5 protein-coding genes are annotated in these 3,940 nt (G+C 73.9%); 1 reads left to right on the forward strand and 4 read right to left on the reverse strand.

The features are described 5' to 3' along the window. On the forward strand, window positions 1-1,825 hold a 1,825-nt coding region (locus tag RB150_11350), incomplete at its 5' end, for a heavy metal translocating P-type ATPase (protein MDQ7821129.1). 36 nt (window positions 1,826-1,861) lie between these two features. Here RB150_11350 and RB150_11355 read toward each other — a convergent pair. The 4 genes from RB150_11355 to RB150_11370 all read right to left on the reverse strand — a co-directional run. Beyond that, window positions 1,862-2,419, reverse strand: coding sequence for a metallophosphoesterase family protein (locus RB150_11355; GenBank protein MDQ7821130.1), 558 nt, complete (start codon window positions 2,417-2,419; stop codon window positions 1,862-1,864). Window positions 2,420-2,450: 31 nt separating this feature from the next. After that, a complete protein-coding gene (locus RB150_11360; GenBank protein ID MDQ7821131.1) occupies window positions 2,451-3,467 on the reverse strand; it encodes a YncE family protein in 1,017 nt (338 codons plus the stop codon). Beyond that, complete coding sequence (locus tag RB150_11365) at window positions 3,464-3,700, reverse strand: sulfurtransferase TusA family protein (protein MDQ7821132.1); 237 nt, start codon at window positions 3,698-3,700, stop codon at window positions 3,464-3,466. Before RB150_11365 ends, RB150_11360 begins: the two co-directional genes overlap by 4 nt. Before the next feature lie 10 nt (window positions 3,701-3,710). Next, on the reverse strand, window positions 3,711-3,940 hold a 230-nt coding region (locus RB150_11370; GenBank protein ID MDQ7821133.1), incomplete at its 5' end, for a YeeE/YedE thiosulfate transporter family protein.

The following is a 3,940-nucleotide window of genomic DNA, read 5'->3' on the forward strand; positions in this document are numbered from 1 at the left end:
CGGGGGGATCATTGCCGCCGCCTGGGCGGTGGGGCACCTGGGGGGATGGCGGGCGGTCGAGGTGCTGCTGTTCGCGCTGGCGGGGGTGGTGGGAGGCCGACATTTTGTCCGGGAGGGCATCTCCGCCCTCTGGCGCGAGCGGGTGGTGGGAATTGACATCCTCATGGCCGCCGCCGCCCTCGGGGCGGCCGCTCTGGGCCTGTGGGACGAAGCCGCACTGCTGGTCTTCCTCTATGCCGGCGCCGAGGCCCTGGAGGAGTTCGCCTACGCCCGTACCCGCTCGGCCATCCGGAGCCTGCTGGCGCTGGCTCCCCAGCAGGCCCGGGTCCTGCGCGACGGGCAGGAGGTGGTGGTGCCGGCGGCCGACCTGCGGCCCGGCGACCGGTTCGTGGTGCGGCCGGGGGAGGCGATTCCCACCGACGGGGTCGTCCGCGAAGGGGTCAGCGCCGTCGACGAGGCGCCGGTGACGGGGGAGTCCCTGCCCGTGGACAAGGGGCCCGGGGATCCGGTGTACGCGGGGACCGTGAACCGCCACGGCGCGCTGGTCGTCGAAGCGACGGCGGCGTTCGCCGACAACACCCTCTCCCGCATCATCCACCTGGTGGAGGAGGCCCAGGAGCGCAAGGGCCGGCTGCAGTCGCTGATCGAGCGGTTCGGCCGGCGCTACTCGCCGGCGGTGCTGGCCGCCGCCGCGGCCCTGGCGGTGGTGCCGCCGGCGTTCGGGCAGCCCTGGCTGCCCTGGGCCCTGCGGGCCGTGGTGTTGCTGGTGGCGGCCGCCCCCTGCGCCCTGGTGATGTCCACGCCGGTGGCCGTCGCCGCCGGCATCGCCATCGCGGGACGGCACGGGGTCCTGGTCAAGGGCGGCGCGCACCTGGAGCAGCTGGGGCGGGTGCAGGTGGTGGCGTTCGACAAGACCGGGACCCTGACCGAAGGGACCCCCGACGTCACCGACGTCCTCCCCCTGGGGGACGCGACGCCCGGGGATGTCCTGGCGCTGGCCGCCAGCGTGGAGCGCCTGTCCGAGCACGTCATCGGGGCGGCGGTGGTGCGTCGCGCCGAAGCGGACCGCGTGCCGCTGCGGGCCGCGTCAGAGTTCCGGGCGCTGCCGGGACTGGGAGCGCAGGCCCGGGTGGACGGGATGCTGGTCTCCGTGGGCACCCTGGCCCTGGCGGCCCAGAGCGGGGCGACGGTAGACCCCGCGCTGGCCGAGGGCCTGCTCCGGGACGGCAAGACCGTGATCGCCGTGGTCCGGGACTCCACCCCGGTGGGCCTCATCGCCGTCCGCGACCGCCTGCGGGCGGAGGCCCGGGAGGCCGTGGACCGGCTGCGCCGCCTGGGCGTCCGCACGGTCATGCTCACCGGCGACAGCGAGCAGACCGCGGCCGCCATCGCCCGGGAACTGGGGATCGACCACGTGCACGCCCGCCTGCGGCCCGAGGACAAGGTGCGGATTGTTGAGCGGATGCGGGCGCGGGGCGTGGTGGTGGCGATGGTAGGCGACGGCATCAACGACGCACCGGCCCTGGCGGCCGCCAGCGTCGGCATTGCGATGGGCGTGGCGGGGACCGATGCCGCCATCGAAGCCGCCGACGTTGCCCTGATGGCCGACGACCTGCGGCAGGTGGCCTATGCCATCCGGGTGGGGCGGACGGTCCGGTGGATCAGCGCCCAGAATGTCGTCTTCTCGCTGCTGATCCTCAGCGTCCTCATCCCCGGGGCGCTTGTGGGCGCCCTGACGGTGGTGAGTGCCGTCCTGATCCACGAGATCAGCGAGCTGCTGGCGGTGGCCAACGGGTTGCGGGTGGCGCGGTGCCGGCCGGCCTGAGCCGGGCCCCGCGCGGGTGACCGGCGCACCGCACGGTTACAGGAGGCGGGCGCGCACGTCGTCGCCGGCCAGCTCCACCAGGGCGCCGGAGGTCACGCCGTCGCCCATGGTGCAGTTGACCACCAGCGTCTGATCGGCCCGGGCCATGCCGGCGGCCTCGTGCACGTGGCCGCACAGCAGCACCCGGGGGCGCAGCCGCTGCATCTGCTCCAGCACCGTGCGGGACCCGATGTGGCGGCCCGAGGGCAGGGTGTCCTGCACGCCCCACGGCGGCTCGTGGGTGACCAGGACGTCGCACGGAGACGCACAGCGAGGCCCTCCGAACGTCACGCCTCCCACCGCAACCGGCTCGATCCCGTCCAGCCGGCCCCGCTGGCGGATCCGGGAGGCGGCCCCCGGCCCGTCCATGTTGCCGGGGACGGCCAGGACCGGCACCGGGAGGTCGAACAGCTCCAGGACGTCCTCTCCCCGCCCGGCGTGGGTGAGGTCTCCCGGCAGGACGACGACGTCGGGCCGGTGCTCGTCCACCAGCGCCCGGACGCGCTCCATCCGGTCTCGATGCCCGTGCAGGTCGGCGCACGCCAGGATGCGCATCCTCTTTTTCTAGTGTACAGCCTCCGCCGCCCTACAACCGCCGCACGTACAGGCCGGTGGGGTTCGTGCCCAGCGCCACCCGCATCACCACCCGGCCGGTGGCCAGGTCCAGCACGGCCAGCGTCCCCTCCCGGGAGACGGTGGCATAGGCATACGTTCCTGCCGGGTGGACGCCCACCTTGTCAGGGGAGGTGCCCACCCGGGCCCGCCAGACCTCGCGGAAGGTGCGGGTGTCGTGGGCCAGGACGATGACGTCGGCCGCGTGGCCGGTGATGTGCACGGCGCCGTCGGGGCTGAAGGTGCCCACGATGGGCGTGCGGCCGGTGGGAATTCTGCGGATCACGTCCAGGGTCCGGGCATTGAGGACGGTGATGCTGTTTCCCGTGCGCTCCTGCACCCACACCTGACGGCCATCGGGGGAGGTGGTGAGCATGAAGGGGCGGGTGCCCTCAAAGGCGCGGCGGGCCACCACCTGCAGGGTAGCCGGGTCGACGGCAAGCACCGCATTGCCGGTGTCGGTGGGCACCAGGACCCGCTCCAGCGGCCCGCGGGCGGCGTCCACGTCACAGGCCACACCCCCGTCCACCGGCAGGGGCGCGGTCTGCAGCAGGCTGGCCGTGCGCGCATCCAGGACCGCCAGTTCGCCCGATGCGTGCTTGCTGACGAACACCCGCCCGTCCCGGGTCGGCTTGCCGATGTACAGGGTGGTGCGGTCCGTGCCCAGGGGCACCCGGCGGGCGATCTGCAGCGTGGTCACGTCCAGCAGCACCACCTCCACCTCGTCGGTGGCGGGGAAGCGCCGGCCCAGCCACAGGTGGGTGCCGTCAAAGTAGTTGTTGTCGTCGTTCCACGCCCACGCCCACGCCCCGCCCTCGGGGAGGTCCGCCGTCCGGACGACCTGGTGGGTCTGGCCGTCCACCACCACCACGTGGGGGGCGCTGTTGCTGAGGACGAAGATCTGGGCCCGCGGCCGGCCCACCGCCGCCGGCGCCGCGGCGGCCACCGCCAGGGCCGCCGCCAGCGCCGTGATCCACGCACGCAGCCTCATCGGGAGCTCACCTCCTCAGCCTGCCGGCGCAGGCGGATCCGCCACTCGCCGCTGCCGGCGGCCTCCACCGTCATCGCAAATCCCAGGCGCACCGCGGCCATGCGGATGGTGTCGATGGCCGGCGGGTGGTCCACCAGCACCTCCAGCTCCTCCCCGGCGGGGAGCCGCTGCATCGCCTCCATGGCCTTTTTCATCGGGTAGGGACAGATCTCGCCCCGCACGTCCAGGAACATGGCCGCCTCCTCAGGGAATCCTCTCCAACACGCGCACCCCCACCCACGCCCCCGCCGCCAGGGAAGCGGCGAACACCCACCCATTCAGGGCCAGGGACGGGATCGCGGAAAAGAACGCCCCCACGGTGCAGCCCAGGGCCAGCCCGGCCCCATAGCCCATCAGGACGCCTCCGCCCAGGCTCTGGGCGTAGCGCACGGGAGACCGCGGGACGCGCACCTTGAACTCGTGGGCCAGCAGCG

Source organism: Armatimonadota bacterium (assembly GCA_031081675.1).
Lineage (GTDB): Bacteria > Sysuimicrobiota > Sysuimicrobiia > Sysuimicrobiales > Kaftiobacteriaceae > Calidihabitans > Calidihabitans tengchongensis.